The sequence below is a fragment of the Streptomyces sp. NPDC002054 genome (genome assembly GCF_040296685.1).
Lineage (GTDB): Bacteria > Actinomycetota > Actinomycetes > Streptomycetales > Streptomycetaceae > Streptomyces.
Genome location: NZ_JBEOXT010000001.1, coordinates 173,580 through 194,590, shown reverse-complemented (window position 1 = coordinate 194,590; position 21,011 = coordinate 173,580). Strand labels below are relative to the sequence as shown.

Sequence of the window (21,011 nt, the reverse complement as noted above, 5' to 3'; positions counted from 1 at the left end):
TCGCTGTCAGGGGCTGACGGCGAGGAACAGGTAGGCGGCCAGGATCACCAGGTGGACCCCGCCCTGGAGCAGGGTGGCCCGGCCGGGGACCACGGTGAGGGCGCCGACCACCACGGTGAGGGCGAGCAGCACCATGTGGATCGGGCCCAGCCCGAGGAGCAGCGGACCGGACAGCCAGATGGAGGCCAGGGCGATCGCCGGGATGGTCAGGCCGATGCTGGCAATGGCGGAGCCGTAGGCGAGGTTGATGCTGGTCTGGACCCGGTCCCGGCGGGCGGCCCGGACGGCGGCCAGGGTCTCGGGCATCAGCACCAGCAGGGCGATGATCACACCGACCACGGCGTTCGGGAGGCCGGCCTTCGCGACGGCCGTCTCGATGGTGGGCGACACGGCCTTGGCGTCGCCGACGACCGCGATCAGGGCGACCAGCAGTAGGCCGAGGCTGAGCAGGGCGGCGCGGGTGGTCGGCGGCGCGGCGTGGCTGTCCCCGCTCTGCGCCGCCGACCCGGTGTCCACGGGCAGGAAGTAGTCCCGGTGGCGGATGGTCTGAACGGCGACGAACAGCCCGTAGAGGGCGAGGGAGGCGACGGCGGCGAAGGTGAGCTGGGCCGTCGAGAACTCCGGGCCGGGCTTGGTGGTGGTGAAGGTCGGCAGCACCAGGCTGAGGGTGGCCAGGGTCGCCACGGTTGCCAGGGCGGCGCCGGAGCCCTCGGCATTGAAGACGGCCACCCGGTTGCGCAGGGCACCGACCAGCAGCGAGAGTCCGACGATCCCGTTGCAGGTGATCATCACGGCGGCGAAGACCGTGTCCCGGGCGAGGGAGGAGGTCTTGTCGCCCTCGCCACCGGCCATCAGGGTGACGATGAGGGCCACTTCGATGATGGTGACGGCCACGGCGAGGACCAGCGAGCCGAAGGGTTCGCCGACCCGGTGGGCGACGACCTCGGCGTGGTGGACGGCGGCCAGCACCGCTCCGGCGAGGCAGAGGGCCACCAGTGCCACGGCGAAGCCGGGCAGTTCCCGTCCCCAACTGAGCACCAGCGCAACCAGCGCCACCACGGGGACCAGAACGGTCCAGTCGGTCAGGGGGGATGTCCGCTTTGCCGCAATCATGCCCACTACGCTGTCATAATGATGGTTCCGTATCAAAATGCCATCAAAATTTCAGCGTGCCGAGGTTCCCTGATCGCGTCGGCCCGCGGCCCCGGGCCGACGCCGGGCCCGCGCCTCACATCGCGCGGCCGTGGCCCTCCCAGTACGGGTCGCGCAGGCGGCGCTTGTAGAGCTTGCCGTTCGGGTCGCGCGGCATGGTCTCGATGAAGTCGACCGACTTCGGGCGCTTGTAGCCGGCCAGGCGCCGCTCACAGTGGGCCAGGATCTCCGCGGCGAGGGCCTCCCCGGCCACGAAGCCCTCGGCCGGCTCGATGACCGCCTTGACCTCCTCGCCCCAGTCGGCGTGCGGGATGCCGAAGGCGGCGGCGTCGGCGACGGCGGGGTGGCCGAGCAGCTCGGACTCGATCTCCGCCGGGTAGATGTTGACCCCGCCCGAGATGATCATGTCGATCTTCCGGTCCCGGAGGAAGAGGTAGCCGTCCTCGTCGAGGATCCCGAGATCACCGACGGTGAAGAACTCCCCGATGCGGTTCTTCCTCGTCTTGCCCTCGTCCTTGTGGTAGCTGAAGCCGCCGGTGCTCATCTTCATGTAGACGGTGCCGAGTTCCCCCGCCGGAAGCCGGTTGCCCTCGTCGTCGTAGACCGCGAGCTCGCTGATCGGCCAGGCCTTGCCGACCGTGCCGGGCTTCTTCAGCCAGTCCTCGGCGGTGGCGAAGGCACCCCCGCCCTCACTGGCCGCGTAGTACTCCTCGACGCAGGTGCCCCACCAGTCGATCATGGCCCGCTTGACGTGGTCGGGACAGGGCGCGGCGCCGTGGATGGCGTGCCGCATCGAGGACACGTCGTACGCGTCCTTCGTCGTCTGCGGGAGCGCCAGGAGGCGGTGGAACTGGGTGGGCACCATGTGAGTGTGGGTGGCCTTGTGGGTGTCGATCAGGCGGAGCATCTCCTCCGGCGTCCACTTGTCCATCAGCACCAGGGGGTGGCCGATGTGCAGTGAGGCGCCCGCGAACTGGAGCACCGCCGTGTGGTAGAGCGGCGAGCAGACGAGGTGGACGTTGTCGTCGAAGGGGCGGACGCCGAAGATGCCGAGGAAGCCGCCGAGGTAGGTCTCCTCCGGGAGTTTGCCGGGCAGCGGGCGGCGGATGCCGCGCGGCCGGCCGGTGGTACCGGAGGTGTAGTTCATCACCCAGCCGAGGGTGCGGTCGGCGGGGGCCGCCTCCGGCTGCCCGTCGAGGAGTTCGGCGTACGGGCGGAAACCGGCCAGGGACCCGACGGCGTACCGGTGGCTCGCGGGCAGTCCCGCCTCGTCGGCCGCGGCGACCGCCGCGGCGGCGAACCGCTCGTGGGCGATGAGCACCTTGGCACCGGAGTCGGAGACGATCCAGGCGATCTCCGGTCCGACCAGGTGGTGGTTGACCGGGACCAGGTAGAAACCGGCCTGGGCGGCGGCCAGATAGGCGGTGAAGAACTCGACGCCGTTGGGCAGGACGACGGCGAAGGCGTCGCCGCGTTCCAGCCCGGCCGCGCGCAGGCCGTGGACCAGGCGGTTGACGTCGGCGTGCAGCCGGCCGGCGGTCCATTCCTCGCCGGCCGGGGTGACCAGGACCGTACGGCCGGGGTCGGCCGCGGCCTGGGCCCAGAAACCGTTGGGCGGTGTGTCGGTCATGGCGGGCACGCTCCTCAGGCTCGTCCGGCGATGCGGTTGATGCGGTCGACGGCCTGCTCGAAACCGCGGGTGAGGTCGTCGAAGACGGCCTGGACGCTGCGTTCGGTGGTCATCCGGCCGACGATCTGGCCGACCGGGGTGCCGAGCAGGGGCTGGATCTCGTACTTCTGGATCCGCGAGACGGCCTCGGCGACCAGCAGGCCCTGCAACGGCATGGGGAGGGCGCCCGGGCCGCTGGGGTCGTCCCAGGCGTCGGTCCACTCGGTGCGCAGCTGGCGGGCGGGTTTGCCGGTGAGGGCCCGGGAGCGGACGGTGTCACCGGAGCCGGCAGCGAGCAGTTTCCTTGTGAGGGCGCGGGAGTGGAGGTCGGCCTCGGTGGTGGTGAGCCAGAGCGACCCGAGCCAGGCGCCCTGGGCGCCGAGGGCCAGTCCGGCGGCGATCTGTTCGCCGCTGCCGATGCCGCCGGCGGCGAGCACCGGCAGCGGGGCGACGGCCTCGGCGATCTCGGGGACCAGGACCATGGTGGCGATCTCGCCGGTGTGGCCGCCGGCCTCGTAGCCCTGGGCGACGACGATGTCGATACCGGCCTCGGCGTGCCGGCGGGCGTGCTTGGCGCTCCCGGCGAGGGCGGCGACCAGGACGCCGTGGTCGTGGGCGCGCCGGATGACATCGGCGGGCGGGGAACCGAGCGCGTTCGCCAGGAGTTTGATGGGGTAGTCGAAGGCGACATCGAGCTGGTTGCGGGCGACCTGTTCCATCCATCCGGTGATGCGCCAGCCGGAGGCCTCACCCTCGGCGAGCTCGGGGACGCCGTGCTTGGCGAGGGTGTCCCGGACGAAGGCGCGGTGCTCGGCGGGGATCATGGCCTCGATGTCGGCCTCGGTGACCCCGTCCACTGCCTTCTTGGCGGGCATGACCACGTCCAGGCCGTAGGGCTTGCCGTCGGTGTGGGCCTGCATCCAGTCGAGGTCGCGCTTGAGGTCGTCGGGGGCGGTGTAGCGGACCGCGCCGAGGACACCGAAGCCGCCGGCGCGGGTGATGGCCGCGGCGACCGCAGGGAAGGGCGTGAAGCCGAAGATGGCGTGCTCGACTCCCAGTTTCTTGCTCAGCTCCGTCTCCATGGGCGGCAGGATGCCGCAGCGCGGCGGCCGAGGGAAGAGATTTTCTGATGCAGTGTCAGATTCTTTACGGGGCGGCCCGGGCGGGGAGTGCGGGGCGGGCGGGCAGATAACCGTTAGCGTGCGCGACGGAGGACAGGAGGGCCCGGGCATGGGCGAGAACACGGGGGCGACAGGGACGACGGAGGCGGCGGGGGCGACGCCGGCCACCGGGGCGACGGGGGTGGCGGCGGCGACCCGGGCTGCGGGGGCGACCGGGGCCACGGCGGCCGGGCTGAGCCGGCGGCGGCTGGGCGCCCGGCTGGCGGCGTTGGGCGGGGTGTTGCTGCTCGGCTCGGTCCTGCCCGGCAGTGCCGGGGCGATGGGCTGTTCGGCCGAGCGGCGAGCCCTCCAGGGCCTGCGGCTGCGGTACGGCTCCGCCCGCCAGGCCGGGCTGCTGGAACGGCACCTGGAGGCGGCCGTGGACGCGGCTCGGCGCTTCCTCGGCCCCTCACCGGTGCACCCGTACTACGCGGGCGCGGTGGTCCTTGCGGGCCGGGGGCGGACGGTGGCCCTGCACCGGGCGATGGGCGACGCCGTCCGGTACGCCGACTACGACGGGCGGACCGATCTGGCCCGGGAGTTCCCGGCGGCCGAGCGGATCGCCATGGCCGAGGACACGGTCTTCGACCTGGCCTCGCTGACCAAGCTGTTCACCTCGGTCCTGGCGGTGCAGCAGATGGAGCGGGGGCGCCTGGAGCTGGAGGCCGCGGTGCTCCGGTACCTTCCGGAGTTCACCGGGGGCGGCAAGGAGCTGATCACGGTCCGTCAGCTCCTCACCCACACCTCAGGGCTGCGCTCGTGGGCGCCGTTCTACCAAGAACCCACCCGAGAGGGGCAGCTGCGGCTGCTGTGGTCGGTGCGCCCGCAGGACACCCCGGGGACCGTGTACCGCTACTCGGACCTGAACCTGATCGCGCTCCAGCTGCTCCTCGAACGGATCACCGGTCGCACGCTGGATGTGCTGCTCCACAACGAGATCACTGCTCCGCTCGGGATGCACCGCACGCGGTACAACCCACCGCTCTCCTGGCGCCGGATCACCGCCGCCACCGAGATCCAGCGCCCGCCCTGGTCCGGCCTGGACCGCGGCCTGGTCTGGGGCAGCGTCCACGACGAGAACGCTTACGCCCTCGGCGGCGTCGCCGGCCACGCCGGCGTCTTCGGCACCGCCTGGGACCTCGCCGTCCTGGCCCGCGCCCTGCTCGACGGCGGCGTCTACGCCGGCAAGCGCATCCTGCGCGCCGCCTCCGTCGAACTGCTCTTCACCGACTTCAACACCGCGTTCCCCGGCGAGGACCACGGCCTCGGCTTCGAGCTCTACCAGCACTGGTACATGGGCGCCATGGCCACCCCGCACTCGGCCGGCCACACCGGCTTCACCGGCACCTCCCTGGTCCTCGACCCCTCCACCGACTCCTTCCTGATCCTGCTGGGCAATTCCGTCCACCCGGTCCGCACCTGGCGGGCCGGCAGTGCGCCCCGGGTCGCCGTCGGCAACGCCTTCGCCCGCGCCGTCCCGGTCCGCACCCGGCACGGCGGCTCCGCCTGGTTCTCCGGAATGACCCCGGCCGCATCCGGCACCCTGACCCTGCCCCCGCTCACCCCGGCCACCGACCGGGCCCGGCTGCGCTGCGCCGTCTGGTGGGACACCGTCCCGGACGAGGGCGCCCTGCACCTCGAAGCCGCCGCCGCCCCCGGCGGGCCCTGGCTGCCGCTCCCCTTCAGCACCGTACGGAGCACCGGCGGCAGCCCCGAGCAATGGCCGGAGGGCCGGATCGGCGGCTGGTCCGGCCGGCTGTGGCACCGGCTGGAGGCCCCCCTCGCCGGCTGGGCCGGCCGCCCCGTACACCTGCGGTTCCGCCACACCGCCACCGGCCGCTACGTGGGCCGCGGGGTGTACGTGGACGTGCTGCGCGTCGCCGAACCGGCCGGGCTCCTCTTCGCCGAGGACCGGCCCGCCGACGCGGCCCGCATCGAGGCCGCCGGCTGGCACCGTTCGGCCGACTGAACGGCATCCCCGCCGGCCGGGCGCGCCGGGCCGGGCCCGGTCCGCGCCCAGGCCGGACACTGACCGCAGCGGGAAACAGCGGGAAGCAGCGGGAACCCCGTCCCCGACCGCGGGAGGCGATGTGCAGGCGGGCAAACCGGTGGGCGCACTGGCCGTGCTGATGGCCGTGCTCACCCTGGCCACCGGCATGCTCGAGGCGGCCAGCCTGCTCGCGCTGGGGCCGGTCTTCACCGCCGTGCAGACCGGCAACACGCTCTTCCTCGCCTTCGGCACGGTCGGCGCGGCCGGCCTGTCGGTGGTCGCCCCGGCCACTTCCCTCGCCGCGTTCCTCGTGGGCGCGGTGGCCGGCGCCCGCGTGGAGTGGCGGCTGCAGGAGCAGCGGTTCCGCTGGTTCGTGTTCGCCCTGCTCATGGAGGCGGGCATGGTGGCGGTGGCCGCCGTGATTTCCTGGGGACTGGAACCCGTCCGCAGCGCCCCGTCCGGCCGCCATCTGGCCACGGTCGCGGTGCTGTCGGCGGCGATGGGCCTGCGCAATGTCACCGCCATGCGGGTGAGCGTGCCGGACATGCCGACCACCGTGGTGACCCGTGCCATCACCGCCTTCGTCGGCGGATCGCTGCTCGGGCACGACCCCGCCTTCGGCCACACCCGCGGGGCCACCGCCCGGCGCGCCGGATCCGTGGTCGCCATGTTCGTGGGCGGTCTCATCGGCGCCGCCTGCCTCCACCACGGTGTGCCGGTGCACATCCTGCTGCTGACCGCGGCCGGCCTCGCCCTCCTGACCGGCCTCGCCTACCTGCCGTTCCCCCGCCAGATCGGCAGCTAGCCTGCTGCGGCTAGAGCTTCTCGATGTCCTTGTGGACCACGTCGGCGCTGTCGGGGTGGTCGGCGGCCAGGCGCACCTTGAGCGGGTGGCCCGCCGGGGCCTTGATGATGCGCTCGCGCGGCTCACCCATGCCGATGCCGTGACACGAGGGCTCGGGGGTGAGGGCGCTCCAGCCGTCCCCGACGGCCTTCGGATCGTTCCACTGAACCCAGGCACAGTCACGCTCGCCGGAGGTGATCAGCACGTAGGTGATCTTGACGGAGTTCACCGCGCCGTCGATGCGCTCGTAGGTCACCGTCGCGGTGTTGTGGTGGTGGTTGGCACCGGCCTCCAGCTCGACCGTGCTGAGGGTGGTCTCGGCGGCGGCCGGGGTCGCCCCTCCCGCGAGCATCGCGGCGGTCAGGACAAGGGCGGCGGGCAGGGCAGCGGATATGCGCATGTTCCTTCTCCACAACGGTAGTTGGGCCATCGCGCACACGCTATCGGGTGGGTCGGACATCCCCCTTCCGCGAACCAGTCGGTTCAGGTCGCGGAAGGGGGAGTTGACGCGAATCAGCGCTTGAGCGTGAAGGTGAAGTCACCGGAGAGCCTGGCGCCCAGCCTCCGGTGTCCAGCACACGCGGCTTCTGGACGCCGCCGGAAAGACCTCGTAGTCGGCCCGGCGGCCCGCCGACGCGGCCTACCGCCCCAGTACTGCCATCGCCGCATTGTGCCCGGGGATCCCGCTGACCCCGCCGCCGCGCACCGCGCCCGCCCCGCAGAGCAGCACCGTGGAGTGCTCGGTCTCCACTCCCCACCGGCCGGTGTCCTGCTCCTCCTCGTCCCGGTACGGCCAGGACAGGTCCCGGTGGAAGATGTTCCCGCCGGGCAGCCGCAGTTCGCGCTCCAGGTCCAGCGGGGTCTTCGCCTCGATGCAGGGCCGGCCGTCGGCGTCCTCGGCCAGGCAGTCCGCGATCGGCTCGGCCAGGTGCGCGTCGAGCTGTGCCAGCGTGGCCGCCAGCAGGATCTCCTTCGCCTCCGCCGCTCCCCCGGCGTGCTTCCCGAACAGCCTGGCCGGGGTGTGCAGTCCGAACAGGGTGAGCGTCTGGTAGCCCTGCTCCACCAGGTCCGGTGCCAGGATCCCCGGATCGGTCAGCGAGTGGCAGTAGATCTCCGACGGCGGCGCGGAGGGCAGTTCCCCGGACGCCGCCTCGCCGTAGGCCCGGGCGAGTTCGGCGTACCCCTCGCCGATGTGGAAGGTGCCCGCGAAGGCCTCGCGCGGGTCGACCGAGGTGTCCTTCAGCCGGGGCAGCCGGCGCAGCAGCATATTGACCTTCAGCTGGGCGCCCTCGGCAGGCCGCGGCGGTGCGGTGCCCAGCAGTCCGGCGAGGTCCCGGGGCGAGGCGTTCACCAGCACCCGCCGCCCGGTCACCCGGCCCTCCCCGCCCGCCGTACGGAAGGTCACCTCGGCGGCGGTGACCCCGTCGGTGTCGATCCGCAGGGCCTCGTGGCCGGTGACGATCTCGGCGCCGGCCGACCGGGCGGCCTCGGCCAGCGCGTCGGTCAGCGCCCCCATGCCGCCGACCGGCACGTCCCAGTCGCCGGTGCCGCCCCCGATCACGTGGTAGAGGAAGCAGCGGTTCTGGGCCAGCGAGGGGTCGTGGGCGTCGGCGAAGGTGCCGATCAGGCCGTCCGTGAGCACCACGCCCCGGACCAGGTCGTCGGTGAACCGCTCCTCGATGGTCCGTCCGAGTGGCTCCTCGAACAGGGTGCGCCAGGCCGTCTCGTCCCCGATCCGCTCCCGCAGGGCGGCCCGGCTGGGCAGGGGTTCGGTGAGCGTGGGGAAGACCTGTTCGGCGACCCGCGCGGTCATCGCATAGAAGGCCCGCCACCGCTCGTACTCCCGGTCCGAACCGGTCAGCCGTACGAAGGACTCCCTGGTCCGGGCTTCGCCGCCGCCGACCAGCAGGCCGGTGGGCCGCCCGTCCCGGACGGCGGGGGTGTACGAGGCGACCGTGCGCTTGCGGACCGCGAACCGCAGCTTCAGCTCCCGTACGATCTTCGCCGGCAGCAGCGAGACCAGGTAGGAGTAGCGGGACAGCCGCGCGTCCACGCCCGGGAACGGGCGGGTGGAGACGGCGGCGCCGCCGGTGTGCCCGAGCCGTTCAAGGACCAGGACGGACCGGCCGGCCCGGGCCAGATAGGCAGCCGCGACCAGACCGTTGTGGCCACCGCCGACGATGACGGCGTCGTACACGTCCTGCGCGAATCCCCGGGCCCGGCCTGCACTCCAGTTCGTCATGGCCTCTTGGTAACACGGTCACGGCCGCCGGGCCAGGTCTTAGGAGAAGAAGCCGGGGGTGCGTACCGCGAGCGAGCCGGCCATGGCCAGCAGGTCACTGTCGGGAACGCGGGGGCCACGGGTGGAGAGGCTCACGATGACGCCCTCGCGGCGGGCGATGTACGTGGTGTTGCCGTGCCTGGACGAGCGCCAGGTCTCGGGGGCGACCTGTTCGCACGGGCCGGCATCGACGCGGCCGGAGCTCGTGTCGATCTCGCAGGCACCCGGTGGTGAGAATCCGGGAACCGGCGGTGCGACGGTCACCCAGACACCGCGCTGTTCCCGGTCGGCGGCACCGGGCGGCACCGACGGCGGCAGCAGCAGATAGCGGAACGTGCTGCTGTACTGCTCGGCCGACGGGAAGAGGATCCGGTAGCCGTCCGTGTCTGGAGCCAGCAACGGGACGCGGGAGGCAGCCAGTTCCCGGGCCTTGCCCTCGGACACGCTGTGGGTGCCGAGCACGCCCGACAACGGCCACAGCAGCAGGAGGACGGCGGCCAGCACCCCCCAGCGCCGGAGGGATCCCGCACCCGGAAGCACCACGGCCGCTGCAACTGCGTACACCGCGCCCAGCACGAGCGGCAACGCGAGAGGCCCCCAGAGGAACCCGCCCGACGCCCGGGAGGACAGGACGGCGGCCAGCACTCCCAACAGCGTGCCCAGGCCCGCCACCCGCCAGGCAGGGCGCACGCCTGCCGCACGCAGCAGCACCCACCCGAGCAGGGCTCCGGCGAGCGGTACGGCCCCGAGCAGCAGGAGACCGAAGCCCAGGCATCCCCAGGGCTCCTCGCTCCGGCAGTGGTCGTCGGATTCCCAGGGCAGGAGGAGCACCAGCAGCCACCCGGCGCCCAGCAGAGCTCCCACACCGGCGGGCCGGATCAACGGCCTGAGCGCCGCCCGGCCGCGCGGTGCCGCCGTCACATCCATGCCGACCGTCACACCCATGCCGACCATCCCCCTCGGTGAGATACCCCGGTGGCCCATCGTGGTCCCCCGGACCGTGGCACGCCTGAGTACGGATACTCAGGTGACCGGTGCCCGCGCCCGGCCAGGAGCTACGCCCCCACGACCGGCGGGAGCGCGCTGCCGTAGGCGAAGCCCTGGCCGCGCAGGTCCGCGATCCGGGCCCGCAGCACTGCGGCCTCCGCGTCCCGGCCCAGCCGTTCCAGGCAGTACGCCTCGTCGCCCAGCGCGTCCAGGGTGTCCGGGTGATCGACGCCCAGCGCGCGGTCCCGCACCCCGGCGACCTCCCGGTACAGCGGCAGCGCCTCCTCCCAGCGCCCGAGCCAGCCCAGGCCGACCGCGACCTCGCGGCGGCTCACCAGGGTGTCGGGATGTCCGGCGCCGAGCACCTTGGCGCGCAGCTCCCCGACCTCCCGGGCCTCGGCCAGGGCCTCCTCCCAGCGGGCGAGCCGGCCCAGGTTGACGCCGAGGACGTGGCGGGCGCGCAGGGTTTCGGGGTCGGCGGCGCCGTAGGCGCGGGTGCGGTCGCGGACCAGCGACCGGTACAGGTCGAGGGCTTCGGGGCCGCGGCCGAGCCGGCCCAGCGCTATGCCGACCTCGTAGCGGGCGGCGAGGGTGTCGGGGTGGTCGCGGCCCAGGCTGCGTTCGCGGGCGGAGGCAACCTGGCGGTACCCGTCCAGGGCCTCCTCCCAGCGGCCGAGCTGGCCCAGGGCGTAGGCCTCCTCGTAGCGGGTGAGCAGGGTGTCCGGGTGGTCGGCGCCGAGCACCCGGGCGCGAGCCTCGGCCACCGCGCCGGCGGCCCGGTGGGCATCGGCGTGCCGGCCGAGCCACCCGAGGGTGCAGACCAGGTTGTGGTGGCAGAGCAGGGTGTCGGGGTGCTCGGCGCCCGAGCTCCGCTCGCGGGCCGCGAGCACGCCCGCGTACACGTCGTGGGCCTGCTGGTAGCGGCCGAGCTGGCCCAGTACGTACGCGATCTCCTGGCGCACGGCCAGGCTGTCGGGGTGGTCCGGGCCGAGGACCCGGTCACGGATCTCGGCGACCTCCCGGTACTCGGTCAGCGCCTCGGCGGGGCGGCCGGCCCGGCTGAGGGCGGCGGCGGCCTCGTACCGGGCGGTGAGGGCGTCGGGGTGGCCGGGTCCGAGGGCGCGGGACACTCCGTACGGCGCGGTGAGGCGCGGGTCCTCGGCTGCGTCGGGGCGTGCGGTACCGGCGCCGGGGCTTGGGCCGGAACTCGGGCCGGGACCTTCGCCGGGGACCGGAGACGGAGCAGGGGCCGGGCTCGGGCTCGGGAGGGCGGCGGTCCAGGAGCCGGTCAGTACCGCCCACGCGCCGCTGGCCGGGCGTGCCTCGAGGCCCGCCTTGCGGCCGGCGGTCATCCCATGGGCCCAGGCCGGCAGGGCGGCGGCGGGCGCAGCCGCGGCGCGGGAGCCCCGGCGGGCCTCCGCCAGCCGGGTGTGCAGCCGCCGGGCGCTGGCGGGCCGGTCCTCCGGCCGCTTGGCGAGCAGGTCCAGCACCACCCGCTCGAAGTGCTCGGGCAGCTCGGGCCGGTGCACGCGCGGCGGCACCGGCGGGGTGTCGCGGTGGCCGACCAGGACGGACCAGGAGTCGCCGAGGTCGAACGGCGGGGCGCCGGTGGCGATCTCGTACAGCACACAGCCCAGCGAGTAGAGGTCACTGCTGTGGTCGACCTCGCCGCCCGCGATCTGCTCGGGCGACATGTAGTGCGGGGTGCCCATGGCCATGCCGCCGCCGGTGAGCTTGGCGGTGAAACCGATGTCGTGGGCGAGGCGGGCGATGCCGAAGTCGCAGATCTTCACGGTGCCGTCGGTCAGCCGCATGATGTTGGCGGGCTTGAGGTCCCGGTGCACCACACCCTGCTCGTGGGTGTAGGCGAGGGCGGCGGCGACCTGCTCGGCGATGTCGACGACCACGTCCACCGGCAGCGGCCGGCGGCCGTTGTCCTCCATCAGCTGGCTGAGGTTGCGCCCCTCCAGCAGCTCCATGACGAGGAAGAGCATGCCGCCGGAGGCGCTTTCGTCACCGAAGTCGTGGACCACGGTGACACCGCGGTGCTGGAGCGAGGCCGCCACCCGCGCCTCGCGCCGGAAGCGTTCCCGCAGCACCTGAGTGAAATGAGCATCCTGTTCCGGACCGAGCGGCTTGAGGCATTTGACCGCGACGTGACGGCCGAGCGACTCGTCGCGGGCCCGCCACACCTCGCCCATACCGCCCCGGCCGATCAGGTCGAGTGACCGGTACCGGCCATGGATCAGTCTGCTCTCCGCCATCTCCTGGTGCCGCCCCCGTTGTCGTGCTGTGCGCTCATGCCCTCCCCGGCCCGTCCAGTATGGCCGCCGATCTACGCAGTGTGTACGTCGAGGGGCGGCTGGTGGAGCCCAGGCGACGCATCGCTTTCAAGATGTGACCTGGGGGCAGCTGCCAGCGCAGACCTGCGGGAATGGTGCGCAGCAGGCGCCCGGTGAGACGCAAGCGGCGGGTGACGCTGCGCGGGGCGAGTGCGGGCCGTCCGTACAGCTGGTGCGCGTACGCGGGCAGGGATCCGTACGCGAGGGCCGCGAGGGGCCGCCACAGCACGGCCCGGACGGGCACGAGGAGGGGGTGTACGGGCGGCCGACGCAGGAAGGCGTCGACGTCGGCGGCATCGGCTCCGGCGGTGAGCAGCGGGCGGACCCGCTCGAAGTACCCGGCCAGCTCGGCGACGGTGGCCGGCACCTCGGCGGGGTCGAGGCCGACCAGTCGGGCGTTGACCCGGTTCTCGTCGACGTAGCGGTCGGCCTGGGCGGGGGTGAGGGGGACACCGGAGCGGCGCAGGACGTGCAGGAAGGAGTCGATCTGCGCGCAGTGGACCCAGAGGAGGAGTTCGGGGTCGTCGAGCGGGAAGGCGGCGCCGGTGGCCGGATCGGTGGCGGACAGGGTCCGGTGGATCTTCCGGACCCTGGCTCCGGCCCGTTCGGCGGCTTCGGTGGTGCCGTAGGTGAGGGTGCCCACGAAATCGGCGGTGCGCAGCAGCCGGCCCCAGGTGTCCTGCCGGAAGTCGCTGTTGGCCATCACTCCGCGGACGGCCCGGGGGTGCAGGGCCTGGAGGTAGAGCGCGCGGACTCCGGCAATCCACATCATCGGATCGCCGTGGCACTGCCAGGTCACGGACGCCGGCCCGTACAGGCCGGGATCGGCGCCGGCTCGGCTCGCAGTCCCCATCGGTCCATCGTACGAGGAGGTTCAGTCCCCCTTGGGGCCGTTGCCGAAGTTCAGGGTGTGTTCGAGGACGTCCTCCATCGGGTCGTCGAGCTCCAGGTGGTTGATCAGCGCGAGGCCGGGCGCATGGATGATGGTGATGTCGTCGGCCTGCGCCGCCCCCGCCGGGAGTCCCGCAGCCATGACGACGGCGATGCCGACCGTTGCCACCCACCGGCCGGTCATCCGCACGGACCTACCGCTCACGTTCCGCTCCTCGTTCAGTCACTCACTCGCTCGCTCTCCCCCTGCCCATTGACCGAATGAACATGTGGTAACGGGGGGTCACCCGTGGAACATAAACCACTATGAACCGATTTATTAAGGAGCTGACCAGGGCGGGGGCACTGCTCGTCGCCGGGTTCGCCGTCGTCGCGTGCGGCGGCAGCGGCGACGACGACGGCGGCGGCGGCGGCGGCGGCGGCGGCGGCGGCGGCAAGGCTGACGCGGGCGGGCAGGTGACGGTCGTCTACGAGGACGACACGATCAAGCCGAAGGACCGCCACGCCGTATCGGTGGTCCGGCAGTCCCGCGTGCTCGAGCAGGCCGCCGACTGGGTGAACACGTCGGTCACCCTCCCGCACGACCTGGTCGTGAAGGTCACCGACAAGGTCCCCCCGGGGGTGACGGATGCGGTCACCCAGCCCGACGGCAGGACGATCTATGTGCCCCCGGCGTTCCTGACCCAGGTCCAAACGGTCCTCGGCAAGGTGGTCAAGACCGTCGAGCGTCCCGCCCTGGTCCCCGCGGCCGAGTTCAACGCCGACGACCTGACCGCGCTGTCGACCCAGTTCATCTTCGGCCACGAGCTGGGCCATGCCCTGCAGCGTCAGTTCCTGCTGCCGAACCTCGGCCTCGAGGAGGACGCCGCCGACGGGTTCGCGTCGTTCTCCACCGTCAACGGAGTGGGACCGGGTCCGTCGCTGGCAGCCGCGATCCTCTTCGACGCGATCGCCCGCGAGGAGGGCAAGCTGACTCTGGAGGGGCTGGCGAGCGATCACCCCGTCACCCAGCAACGGGTCTTCAACTTCCTCTGCTACCTCGAGGGGAGCGACCCCAAGAGGTTCCACGGCCCCCTGGTCGATGCGGGCTACCTGCCGAAGACCCGCGCCCCGTTGTGTCCGCAGGCCTGGGCGATGCTGGACTACGGCTGGTGGACCCAACTCCAGCCGCATTTCGCCGCGGCGTTCAAGGATCAGGGCGACAAGGCGCAGGAGAAGGCACACGCCCGGCTGATCGCGGAGACGAAGGCCTTCGAGAAGCAGCTCGACGAGCTCCGCACCAGGCAATGAGTCCGGCCCCACCCGGCCCCACGCGTTGAACAGTTGCGAAGTTGTTGCAGGAGGTGTGGGTTCCGGCACAGCGCTCGCTCTCACTGTGCTGCTGGAGTCGGGTGGTGGCGTACTTCTTGTTGCTTCTCGTCCCGGCCGGTCTGATCCTTCCGCTCGTCTTCGCCGGTCGGGCCGTTCGTGTTCTGGCTCGGGCCGGCGGGCCGCGGCGTGCCGACACCAAGGCTCGGCTGAGGACTGCCGGCTTCGCAGGGGCGGCGATTGCCGTGGGCGTGTACGCCTGGGGCCTGCTGCACGTCACCGGCGCGGTCATGTCGGCAGAGGACGGTGGGACGAACTCGGTCCCGATTCTTCCCTGCCGTACTCCGGGCTGGGAGCAGCGGGCGGAAGGGATCACCGGCTACCGGGTGGATTACGTGCCTCTGCGGTTCGTGTGCGAGGCCGACGACGTCGGCGACTACACCGCCTCGGTCCCCGGCTACGTCAACCCGGTCTCCTTCTTCCTGGGCCTCGGAGCTGCCGTCTGCTTCACCGTCGCAGCCCTGGATTCCCACAGCAGCCGCGAACAGGCAGGCACCGGGACGTAGTCGCCGTCGGCGGTCGGGCCGGCCGACGGCGACGGCGTCCGCGTCGGTCAGCGGGTGCTGAAGCTGCCGGTGTACACGTCCGTACGGTTCTGTGGTGCGCCGGAGTTGGTCTCGGTGAGCACCGCCCGTACTCCCTTGCCATCCGCCACCAGGCCTTGGTAGTCGCCGAGGAAGTAGCCCCCGGCGAACGGTGCCTGCAGCCAGTCGAAGATCCGCGAGATGCGTCGCTCGGTCCGGCGCTTCGGGTCCCCGTGCGGCAGGGTGGCCAGCTGGTAGGCGGTGGGCAGGGTGGTGGTGTCGCCCGGCTCGAGGAAGCGCAGGTCGTAGTAGGTGAGTGCGACCGTGCCCCGCTCGTCGACCGCGATCGACGGGGAGAAGGCCGGCACGTCCTCCGGGCTGATCAGCTCCGGGGCTCCCCAGGTGCGTCCGCCGTCGGTGGAGCGCACCAGCTGGACGGAGTTGAAGCTGCCGCCGGAGAAGTCCGAGCCCTCGTACGCCATGTAGAGCGTGCCCGTCTTCGGGTCGACGGCCGGGCTGGGCAGGGTGGACCCGGCACGCAGCAGTTTGGTGGGGTCGTTCGGGTCGACCTCCGGTACGGCGGTGTCCTTGGCCACGATGACCGGGGCGCTCCAGGTCTCTCCGGCGTCGGTCGAGGTGACCACCTCGTAGCGGGCTTCGACGACCGTGCTCAGATCGTCGGAGTAGGTGATCCGGTCGAAGAAGTCGTACAGGGTGCCGGTGTGCCGGTCGACGACGATCTGATGGCCGATGGTCTGGGTGTTGGGCACGGTGCTGGTGTCGACGAAGCGCCGGGCCTCGCTCCATGTACGGCCGCCGTCGCGGGTGAGGGAGATGTAGCCCGGACCGTCGAGGGAGCTGGGGCCGGGCGGGTCGTTGTCGAGGCGGTTCCAGACCTGGTAGGCGGTGCCCTTGCGGATCGGGTCGGCGGTGAGCGTGGGCTTGTCGTTGAAGAACGGCTGCTCGTCGACGTGCGTGGTGGTGACGTTCTGCCAAGTCCGGCCGCCGTCACGGGACGTGGCGGCCAGGAGGGCGGTGCGCGTGCTCTTGATGAAGTCGACGCCCTCGCCGCTCGCGTAGACAGTGCCGTCGGGTCCGGTGCTCACCCAGGGGTCGGTGGCCCGTTCGTAGTCCGCGCCGCCGGGGGCGCACAGGCTGAACGGCAGCGTGCTCCGGTGGAAGGTGTGGCCGTCCGTGCTCCAACTGGCCACCAGGCCACGGGCGCCGCCGTCGTTCCAGCGGTCCTGCTGGAACACGGTGACCACGCGCTTGGAGTCGCGCGGATCGAGGGACAGGTACGGCTCGACCTCGGTGCCCGGATAGACGACGCTGTCGGGGGACCTCGCTCCGATGGTGCAATCCGCGTACGGGTCGCCCTGGGACACCTTGACCAGTGGTGTGCCGTCGGGGTTCCGGTCTGCTGCGGCGGGAGTCGCGCCGGTGACCGTGACGAGCAGGAGCGCGGCGGTGGTGACGGCGGTCAGGGGCAGGAAGACGCGCATGCAGGATCTCCTCCGGGCCTGTCGGCTGGGGGCACGGGACCGCCGTCATCGGGGCGGCCTGGGGCACGGAGGCGTACTGGAACGCGAGGGTGGGGCGACTCCGCTTGGTCCTTTTCGGCGTTGCAGCCGGTGCCCTTGATGGGCCGAACGACGGAGTCGGTCATCCCCGGGGCCCGGGGGTCGTCAAGGAGCACAGCGGAGCACAGCGAAGCCGACCGGCGGGTGCACCGTGCCGGTCGGCTCCTTGGTCGTGCTGTTATGGCGCCGTCTCGTAGGTCCCTGCTAGGACATGCGAACGACGTCGTCGGTCACTGTATGACGACATGACGACATGTCCGAGGCCGTTCAGGACGGCGCGGACCGTCTCGAAGCGGTGACGGCCTTGGCTTCGAGACGGTCGGCGTCCGGGCGCACCGTCCGGTCAAGTGATTCTCGGCCTGGTCCCGTCAGGCAGCGCGCAGTATTCGCCGGCGTAGGGGTTTGAAACGACCTGTCCGCCGGCGGCCGTGCACTCGTCTCTGGAGATGTTCGGAGACGAGGCGGCCCCGGCGCTGACAGCGCCGACGGCGCTCATGCCGGCCAGGGTTGCCGCGGCCAGGGCGAGGCCCAGGATTCTTCGCATGCGCATGACTTCCTCCTCTCAGGCGCCTTCGTTCGGGCGCCGCGCGCGGTCCTCTAACGCGGTTCGTGGGCCGCCGCCCGGCAGGCACCGGTCGCGGCACCGCCCGCCACTCCGGCCTCGCTCAGCCCGGTCACACAACTCTGCAGGTCTCCGACCACGCCACGGCTGCAGGCCGCTGCGACGGAGTCGGAAGCGGTGGCACCGGCCTGTTCGGCCATCCGTGTGCAGGCGGGGATGTCCGCCCGGACCGCGGGAGCGGCGAGGACCGCACCGCCGAGGGTGAGGGTCAGGCCGGTGAGAGCACCGGCGATACGGGTCGACGTGCGCATGGGACGCACCTGCCTTCCGGGTTGGTCGCGCGGTCCTGGTCCCGGCGGGCCGGATCCACGCCATAAGCCCGCCTGGCGACGCTCGGTGAGTGGTGCCCCCGGCCGGCGGGCTCACAGACCGACCGCACGATTCTGCGTCGCTGCGTCGCATCCATTGAGCCGCACCGGGACATGGTCGCCAAGCCGAAGGAGGGGGCCGCCTACCGGATGAGACGCACTCTGACCTCCACTCGCGGGCCCCTCACTCCAGCGTCGCACCCTCTCCCCTGCGTGTCCTGGGCACCCGGGGGGACAGGCCCAGCGTCCCGCCCGGCCTGTCCCCTGCACACCGCCGGGGCCGTCCGGCCCCGGTCAGCGGACCAGGACGGCCTCCCCGGACTTGGGTACGACAGCCGTCCAGCCCAGCTCGTCATCGATCCGGTCGCGCAGGGTTTCGGAGGCGGTCTCCTCGCCGTCCTCGGCACGTACGGAGATGTACTCGCCGAACATCTTGAGCGTGCGGGCGCCGTCCACGAGGTCTCGGGAGCGGGTGCCTGCGGCGGCGAAGCCGACGATGACCACGGCGTTGCGGGGGCGGGCAGGATCCGGTGGAGGTGGTGCAGCACGCGGCCACGAGTGGGCCCGTACGGCGTCGCGGTAGACGTCCAGTGCGGCCAGGGCCATGGGGCTGTCAACGTAGACGGGTACGTGGCGGGGCAGGGTGCCGTCCCCGCGCAGGGCGGCCAGTTCGTGCAGGACTACCTCGGTGCGGTCGATCGCGAAGGCCGGGATGACCACGGTCCCGCCCCGGGACAGTGCGCGGGTGATCACCGAGGCGAATTCGCGTCGCGCACTCTCGTGGTCGTGGCGGCGGTTGGTCGTAGAGCGGCTTGGCGGGCCGGTGCTTGGACCAGCCGTGCTGGTTGGCAGGCTCGGCGACCTCCGTCTGCAGGCGGGCGCTGTCGCGGAGCACGATCTCGGCGAGGCGGGCAGTGGTGGCGCTGGTCAGGATCGGTCCGCGGAATCCGTGCCGGACCAGGCGCGGCAGGGACCCGCAGTGGTCCAGGTGGGCGTGAGTGACGACGACGGCGTGGATGTCGGAGGCGTCGCAGGGTAGCCTGCCCCAGTTACGGTGCCTTGTCCCAGTTGCGGCGCCGTAGGTCCGCGACACCCTGGAAGAGTCCGCAGTCGACGAGGATCCGGGCGTGGTCGCTCTCGACCAGGAACTTGCTGCCGGTGACCGTCCGCACTCCGCCGAGGAACCTCAGCAGGGCCGGGCGGGCGGTGGCGGACGGATGCCGGTCTCCACCGTCGCACCGCAACGCCCTGTCCGCCGGGTACCGACCGGTCCCGGGTAGGGGCCGACCGGCCCAAGCGGGACGGAAGCAATCGGGCGCAGCCTGACGGTGCCACCCTCCCGCACAGCACGCAGAGAGAGGCCGCGCCATGAAGGCACTCGTCTTCCACGGGCCCGGACAGACCTCCTGGCAGGACGTCCCGGACCCCTCGATCAAGGACGCCGCCGACGCGATCGTCCGGGTCGAAGCCGTCACCATCTGCGGCACCGACCTGCACATCATCAAGGGCGACGTTCCCGAAGTGACACCCGGACGGATCCTGGGCCACGAAGCCGTCGGGACCGTCGTCGAAACCGGCGGCGACGTCCGCAGCGTACGCCCCGGAGACCGCGTACTGATCTCCTGCATCTCCGCCTGCGGCCGTTGCCGCTTCTGCCGCGAAGGACACTACGGACAGTGCCGCGGAGGCGGTGGCTGGGTCCTGGGCCACACCATCGACGGCACCCAGGCCGAATACGTACGCGTCCCCTTCGCCGACCTCTCCGTCCACCCGCTGCCCAGCGCCCTGGCCAGCCACGACGCCGTACTGCTTGCCGACATCTTCCCGACCTCCTACGAGGTGGGCGTGCTCAACGGCAACGTGCGTCCCGGCGACACGGTCGTCGTGGTCGGCGCCGGCCCCATCGGCCTGGCCGCCATCGCCACCGCACAGCTCTACAGCCCCGGGCGGATCATCGCCGCCGACCTCGCCGCGTCCCGGCTCGCCGCAGCGCGCGAGCTCGGCGCCGATGCGACCGCGAGCGCGGACGAGGAGCCCGAGCGGCTGGTGGAGGACCTCACCGACGGGCTCGGCGCGGACGTGGTCATCGAGGCCGTCGGCGTGCCCGAGGCATTCGAGATGTGCACCCGGATGGTTCGCCCGGGCGGGCGGGTCGCCAATATCGGTGTCCACGGCAAGCCCGCCGTCCTCCACCTCGAAGACCTGTGGATCAAGGACGTCACCATCACCACCGGTCTCGTCGACACCCACTCCACCCCCATGCTGCTGCGCATGATGGCCGCCGGTCGCCTCCCCGGGGCCGCGATGGTCACCCACCGCTTCGAGCTGGACCAGATGGAAGAGGCGTACGACGTCTTCTCGCACGCCGGCGAAACCGGCGCCCTCAAGGTCGTACTCGGCGGACCGCAGCACGACACGGTCGCCGTACCGCCCCAGGAGCAGTGAGTGCCGTGAAGAATACGCCGAGCACCCATCCCCAGCAGTCCGGCGAAGTGACCGGACGCACCGACCTGGGCCGCCGCCTGGCGGCCCGCCGCGAAGCCCTTGGTCTGAGCCGCGACGAACTGGGCCGGCGGTGCGGCGCCGACGGGACGTACATCGCCTACCTGGAGGAGCACGCCGCCAGCCCGGCCATCGGCACCCTCGTACGGGTGGCCGACGCACTCGGCCTGACCGTCGACGATCTGACCGGCGCCAGCGCCCACCGTGTCGCCGGCCGATCCACCGCCCGGCGTGACAGTGCGCTCGTGCCGCTGGACGAGACCGAATGCCGACGGCTGCTGGGCACCCACGGCGTGGGCCGCATCGGGGCCTTCACCCCCGAAGGCCCGGCAGTCCTCCCCGTCAACTACCTGATCGCAGGTCCCGACATCGCCTTCCGCACCGCCGCGGAAGCCATCACCGCCAGAGCCGCCGGAACCGAGGTCGCCTTCGAGATCGACAACATCGACGACGTGACCGCCACCGGTTGGAGCGTGCTGGCGGTGGGTGAACTGGCAGCCGTCACCGACCCGGACGAGATTCACCACCTCAACACCACGGCCCGCTCCCAGCCCTGGGCCGGGGGCCCGCGCAGCCACTGGATGAAGCTCACCCCGGCTCGGATCACCGGCCGTCGCGTGGTGCACGACTCATGAACGACCGGGAACAGGGCCGGTGAAGGAATCCACCTCGGGGCCACGGGCGGCACCCTCGACCTCGCCGAGCGCGGCATCGTCGGAGACCGGCACGAACGCATTTCCGCAGGCCAGGAACGGTGGCTCCGCCTCCCCAAGGGCTGACACGGCAGCCAC

Annotated in this window: 19 protein-coding genes and 1 pseudogene; 6 read left to right on the top strand and 14 right to left on the bottom strand. The window is 72.2% G+C overall.

Annotated features, from left to right (window positions below):
• Positions 1-6: 6 nt before the first annotated feature.
• The 3 genes from ABT123_RS00905 to ABT123_RS00895 all read right to left on the bottom strand — a co-directional run bounded on the left by ABT123_RS00905 (position 7) and on the right by ABT123_RS00895 (position 3,903).
• The gene (locus ABT123_RS00905; RefSeq protein WP_351307721.1) at positions 7-1,113 is read right to left on the bottom strand and encodes a calcium:cation antiporter; all 1,107 of its coding nucleotides are present in this window, start codon (positions 1,111-1,113) and stop codon (positions 7-9) included.
• Between the two features lie 115 nt (positions 1,114-1,228).
• Positions 1,229-2,782, bottom strand: coding sequence for an acyl-CoA synthetase (locus ABT123_RS00900; RefSeq protein ID WP_351307718.1), 1,554 nt, complete (start codon positions 2,780-2,782; stop codon positions 1,229-1,231).
• Positions 2,783-2,796: 14 nt separating this feature from the next.
• Positions 2,797-3,903 carry a nitronate monooxygenase gene (locus ABT123_RS00895; protein ID WP_351307715.1) on the bottom strand — a complete coding sequence of 369 codons (1,107 nt, stop codon included), beginning with the start codon at positions 3,901-3,903 and terminating at the stop codon, positions 2,797-2,799.
• A gap of 148 nt (positions 3,904-4,051) precedes the next feature.
• Between ABT123_RS00895 and ABT123_RS00890 the strand changes: the two genes are divergently transcribed.
• Positions 4,052-5,950, top strand: coding sequence for a serine hydrolase domain-containing protein (locus tag ABT123_RS00890; RefSeq protein ID WP_351307713.1), 1,899 nt, complete (start codon positions 4,052-4,054; stop codon positions 5,948-5,950).
• Between the two features lie 121 nt (positions 5,951-6,071).
• Positions 6,072-6,776, top strand: coding sequence for a YoaK family protein (locus tag ABT123_RS00885; RefSeq protein ID WP_351307710.1), 705 nt, complete (start codon positions 6,072-6,074; stop codon positions 6,774-6,776).
• Positions 6,777-6,786: 10 nt separating this feature from the next.
• On the opposite strand, the gene ABT123_RS00880 is transcribed toward ABT123_RS00885, so the two are convergent.
• From ABT123_RS00880 to ABT123_RS00855, 6 genes are all read right to left on the bottom strand, one after another.
• Entirely contained in the window at positions 6,787-7,215 is a 429-nt protein-coding gene (locus ABT123_RS00880) for a hypothetical protein (RefSeq protein WP_351307708.1), read from the bottom strand.
• Positions 7,216-7,455: 240 nt separating this feature from the next.
• Positions 7,456-9,057: a phytoene desaturase family protein gene (locus ABT123_RS00875; protein ID WP_351307705.1), complete on the bottom strand. Its 1,602-nt coding sequence runs from the start codon at positions 9,055-9,057 to the stop codon at positions 7,456-7,458.
• 39 nt (positions 9,058-9,096) lie between these two features.
• Positions 9,097-10,041 carry a hypothetical protein gene (locus ABT123_RS00870; RefSeq protein ID WP_351307702.1) on the bottom strand — a complete coding sequence of 315 codons (945 nt, stop codon included), beginning with the start codon at positions 10,039-10,041 and terminating at the stop codon, positions 9,097-9,099.
• Between the two features lie 110 nt (positions 10,042-10,151).
• Positions 10,152-12,347 (bottom strand): serine/threonine-protein kinase, encoded by a 2,196-nt coding sequence (locus ABT123_RS00865; protein WP_351307699.1) that lies wholly within the window; start codon positions 12,345-12,347, stop codon positions 10,152-10,154.
• Between the two features lie 34 nt (positions 12,348-12,381).
• Positions 12,382-13,278: an oxygenase MpaB family protein gene (locus ABT123_RS00860; RefSeq protein ID WP_351307696.1), complete on the bottom strand. Its 897-nt coding sequence runs from the start codon at positions 13,276-13,278 to the stop codon at positions 12,382-12,384.
• Positions 13,279-13,299: 21 nt separating this feature from the next.
• On the bottom strand, positions 13,300-13,521 hold the full coding sequence (locus ABT123_RS00855) for a hypothetical protein (RefSeq protein ID WP_351307693.1): 222 nt from the start codon (positions 13,519-13,521) through the stop codon (positions 13,300-13,302).
• Positions 13,522-13,622: 101 nt separating this feature from the next.
• Between ABT123_RS00855 and ABT123_RS00850 the strand changes: the two genes are divergently transcribed.
• Together ABT123_RS00850 and ABT123_RS00845 are read left to right on the top strand one after the other, a co-directional pair.
• Positions 13,623-14,606 carry a DUF4344 domain-containing metallopeptidase gene (locus tag ABT123_RS00850; protein ID WP_351307690.1) on the top strand — a complete coding sequence of 328 codons (984 nt, stop codon included), beginning with the start codon at positions 13,623-13,625 and terminating at the stop codon, positions 14,604-14,606.
• A gap of 263 nt (positions 14,607-14,869) precedes the next feature.
• Entirely contained in the window at positions 14,870-15,190 is a 321-nt protein-coding gene (locus ABT123_RS00845) for a hypothetical protein (protein ID WP_351307687.1), read from the top strand.
• Between the two features lie 47 nt (positions 15,191-15,237).
• On the opposite strand, the gene ABT123_RS00840 is transcribed toward ABT123_RS00845, so the two are convergent.
• From ABT123_RS00840 to ABT123_RS00820, 5 genes and pseudogenes are all read right to left on the bottom strand, one after another.
• The gene (locus ABT123_RS00840; protein WP_351307684.1) at positions 15,238-16,710 is read right to left on the bottom strand and encodes a sialidase family protein; all 1,473 of its coding nucleotides are present in this window, start codon (positions 16,708-16,710) and stop codon (positions 15,238-15,240) included.
• Between the two features lie 675 nt (positions 16,711-17,385).
• Positions 17,386-17,661, bottom strand: coding sequence for a hypothetical protein (locus ABT123_RS00835; protein ID WP_351307681.1), 276 nt, complete (start codon positions 17,659-17,661; stop codon positions 17,386-17,388).
• A gap of 351 nt (positions 17,662-18,012) precedes the next feature.
• Positions 18,013-18,471, bottom strand: a complete 459-nt coding sequence (locus ABT123_RS00830; protein ID WP_351308212.1) for a hypothetical protein — start codon at positions 18,469-18,471, stop codon at positions 18,013-18,015.
• Positions 18,472-18,697: 226 nt separating this feature from the next.
• Positions 18,698-18,811 (bottom strand): annotated as a pseudogene (locus tag ABT123_RS00825) (hypothetical protein); the annotation flags it as partial.
• On the bottom strand, positions 18,768-18,962 hold the full coding sequence (locus ABT123_RS00820) for an MBL fold metallo-hydrolase (RefSeq protein ID WP_351307678.1): 195 nt from the start codon (positions 18,960-18,962) through the stop codon (positions 18,768-18,770). The gene ABT123_RS00820 and the pseudogene ABT123_RS00825, both read right to left, overlap by 44 nt.
• Positions 18,963-19,086: 124 nt before the next feature.
• Here ABT123_RS00820 and ABT123_RS00815 point away from each other — a divergent pair, with 124 nt between their 5' ends.
• Together ABT123_RS00815 and ABT123_RS00810 are read left to right on the top strand one after the other, a co-directional pair.
• The gene (locus ABT123_RS00815) at positions 19,087-20,163 is read left to right on the top strand and encodes a zinc-dependent alcohol dehydrogenase family protein (protein WP_351307675.1); all 1,077 of its coding nucleotides are present in this window, start codon (positions 19,087-19,089) and stop codon (positions 20,161-20,163) included.
• Positions 20,164-20,168: 5 nt separating this feature from the next.
• On the top strand, positions 20,169-20,855 hold the full coding sequence (locus tag ABT123_RS00810) for a helix-turn-helix domain-containing protein (RefSeq protein WP_351307672.1): 687 nt from the start codon (positions 20,169-20,171) through the stop codon (positions 20,853-20,855).
• Positions 20,856-21,011: the final 156 nt, after the last annotated feature.

Bases quoted from the DNA above. Each gene is read 5' to 3' on its own strand.
- ABT123_RS00905 (WP_351307721.1), bottom strand. From the start codon at position 1,113: ATGATTGCGGCAAAGCGGACATCCCCCCTGACCGACTGGACCGTTCTG.
- ABT123_RS00900 (WP_351307718.1), bottom strand. From the start codon at position 2,782: ATGACCGACACACCGCCCAACGGTTTCTGGGCCCAGGCCGCGGCCGAC.
- ABT123_RS00895 (WP_351307715.1), bottom strand. From the start codon at position 3,903: ATGGAGACGGAGCTGAGCAAGAAACTGGGAGTCGAGCACGCCATCTTC.
- ABT123_RS00890 (WP_351307713.1), top strand. From the start codon at position 4,052: ATGGGCGAGAACACGGGGGCGACAGGGACGACGGAGGCGGCGGGGGCG.
- ABT123_RS00880 (WP_351307708.1), bottom strand. From the start codon at position 7,215: ATGCGCATATCCGCTGCCCTGCCCGCCGCCCTTGTCCTGACCGCCGCG.
- ABT123_RS00875 (WP_351307705.1), bottom strand. From the start codon at position 9,057: ATGACGAACTGGAGTGCAGGCCGGGCCCGGGGATTCGCGCAGGACGTG.
- ABT123_RS00870 (WP_351307702.1), bottom strand. From the start codon at position 10,041: ATGGGTGTGACGGTCGGCATGGATGTGACGGCGGCACCGCGCGGCCGG.
- ABT123_RS00865 (WP_351307699.1), bottom strand. From the start codon at position 12,347: ATGGCGGAGAGCAGACTGATCCATGGCCGGTACCGGTCACTCGACCTG.
- ABT123_RS00860 (WP_351307696.1), bottom strand. From the start codon at position 13,278: ATGGGGACTGCGAGCCGAGCCGGCGCCGATCCCGGCCTGTACGGGCCG.
- ABT123_RS00850 (WP_351307690.1), top strand. From the start codon at position 13,623: ATGAACCGATTTATTAAGGAGCTGACCAGGGCGGGGGCACTGCTCGTC.
- ABT123_RS00840 (WP_351307684.1), bottom strand. From the start codon at position 16,710: ATGCGCGTCTTCCTGCCCCTGACCGCCGTCACCACCGCCGCGCTCCTG.
- ABT123_RS00835 (WP_351307681.1), bottom strand. From the start codon at position 17,661: ATGCGCACGTCGACCCGTATCGCCGGTGCTCTCACCGGCCTGACCCTC.
- ABT123_RS00815 (WP_351307675.1), top strand. From the start codon at position 19,087: ATGAAGGCACTCGTCTTCCACGGGCCCGGACAGACCTCCTGGCAGGAC.